Source organism: Komarekiella delphini-convector SJRDD-AB1 (genome assembly GCF_014831675.1).
Classification (GTDB): domain Bacteria; phylum Cyanobacteriota; class Cyanobacteriia; order Cyanobacteriales; family Nostocaceae; genus Komarekiella.
Genome location: NZ_VJXY01000151.1, coordinates 1 through 2,372 on the forward strand (window position 1 = coordinate 1; position 2,372 = coordinate 2,372).

Here is a 2,372-nt window from a genome sequence, read left to right on the forward strand (position 1 = left end):
GCGCGACACGATGTCGCATGTTCTGAGTGAGAAGGTGACTTCTCTAAGTTAGTGTCCAAACTTATCTTCAATCTCTGAGGGCGTCACTGGTAACGGTGGGGTCTTTTGCAAAGAGGTAACGTCCAAGGAAAATCCAAGCCATCTGGAGAATCCGGGCAAGAGGAAGACTGGATGGGTGAACGCGAGTGAATCTCTGATGAGGCTGCGTGACGTCTGGTCATCGAAACATGGCTGATACGGTGATGAAGGGATACTAGAAACTCGGACTTACCATTCGAGTTGAGAAATTCGGTCTTATGAATCGAATTTGAGGACACCTTGTCCCCGCAGTAAAGGAGACACCCTCTCCAGTCGCATCTCAAACATGTGGAACGTGATAACCCCAATGGGGTCTGGAATTTCCAGTAAGTCAACCGCAAGGAAGACTGAATTCCTCAGTGGGAAAGGGACGACCCAAGAAGCAAAACGCCAGCAAGCCGAAAGGTAAAGAGAATTCATAATCTGCTGGATAGGGCAATGCCTAACCTGAAAGGGTGCTGACGTGGGTCAGGTGAATTACCCAAAGGTCGCTGTAATTGTTCTTCACTAAGGGATAAGTTAGATGCAAAGCTTTGCTTTAGCAAACGGAACCAAAGGGCATACGGACTGGAACGCCATCAACTGGCGCAAAGCCAACCGTTTTGTCAAGAACCTGAGACAGAGAATCTTTCGGGCTACCACAGAACGCAATTATAAAAAAGTGCGTTCGCTTCAAAAGCTAATGCTACGAAGCTTTGCCAACATTCTTACAAGTGTTCGCAGAGTGACACAGCAGAACGCGGGTAGAAATACGCCAGGGATAGATAAAGTAGTGGTTAAGTCCCCTGCAACTAGAGGCAAACTGGCAGATGAACTATCGACCTTCACCCTCTGGAAAGCGAAACCTGCGCGTCGGGTGTATATACCGAAATCAAACGGAAAGCAACGTCCACTGGGAATCCCAGTTGTCAAAGATAGATGCCTTCAAGCAATGGTCAAGAATTCACTTGAACCAGAATGGGAGGCAAAGTTTGAGGCAACAAGCTATGGATTCCGCCCTGGCAGAAGTTGTCACGATGCCATTGAGAAAATCTTCAGCCAAGCTCGACCAAATAAACGGAAGAAATGGGTTGTAGATGCTGATATCAAAGGAGCATTTGACAATATCAGCCATGAATTTCTGCTCAAAGCGATTGGTGAGGTTCCCGGTCGGGAATTGATTAAGCAATGGCTCAAAGCAGGATATATGGAACAAGGAGTTTTCCACGAAACTGATAGTGGAACTCCCCAAGGCGGCGTCGTTTCGCCCTTGCTGGCTAATATCGCCTTGCATGGAATGGAACAAGCAATTGGAGTCAAATACGATTACCGAGGCTATTCCGTTGGAAAGCGAGCAATCGTCAGATATGCAGATGATTTTGCAGCGTTCTGTGAGTCCAAGGAAGATGCTGAAGAAACCGTCAGAATTCTGAGAATTTGGCTGAAACAAAGAGGTTTAGAGCTATCTGCTGACAAGACCAAAATTGTTCACCTAACCGAGGGTTTTGATTTTCTCGGCTTCAACATTAGACAATACAGAGCCGATAAAACCTCCAAAACAGGTTGGAAACTGCTAATCAAGCCAAGCAAGGAATCGGTAGGGAAATTACGGAATAAATTGCGAGAGAAATGGCTTTCATTGAGAGGGTCGAATGTCTTAGCAATTATTAAGAGCCTAAACCCGATCATCCGAGGATGGGCAAATTATTTCCGTTCAGGAGTATCCCGTGAGATTTTTCACAGCCTTGACAGGTGGATGTTTCATCGAGCCGTCCGCTATGTTAAGCACACCCACCCTAAAAAGCCTCGATATTGGAGACAAAGCCGATACTGGGGCAGGCTGAATCTAGATCGCTGCGACCGATGGGTATTTGGCGACAAAACCACCGGGATGCACTTGCTCAAATTTAGCTGGTTCCAGATAGAAAGGCATATCTTGGTCAAAGGCAAATCATCTTCCGATGATCCAAATCTTAAAAGCTATTGGCACAAAAGGGAAAAAGCGAAGGCTAAATCTCTCACCCCCAGTAAGCAAAAGATTGCTAAAAACCAAGGGTGCATTTGTCCTAAGTGTGGGGAATCTCTATTTAACGAGGAAGAACTACACATACATCACATCAAACCTAAGCAATGGGGTGGAACAGATAACTATGGAAATCTCCAACTACTACACCTCTACTGTCATCAACAGATTCACGCTGAGAAATGATTGAAGCAAAGTGGAGCTAGTAATTTGCTTAAGCCGGATGTGCTGAAAGGTACAAGTCCGGTTTTGAGGGGAGGGGGCAATGGTGACATCGCCTCTTTACCCGACT

Annotated in this window: 1 protein-coding gene; it reads left to right on the forward strand. The window is 46.1% G+C overall.

The genetic code is table 11. The annotated features are described in order from the left end of the window. Window positions 1-601 precede the first annotated feature (601 nt). Entirely contained in the window at window positions 602-2,266 is a 1,665-nt protein-coding gene (ltrA, locus tag FNW02_RS37900) for a group II intron reverse transcriptase/maturase (RefSeq protein WP_191762591.1), read from the forward strand. Window positions 2,267-2,372 lie beyond the last annotated feature (106 nt).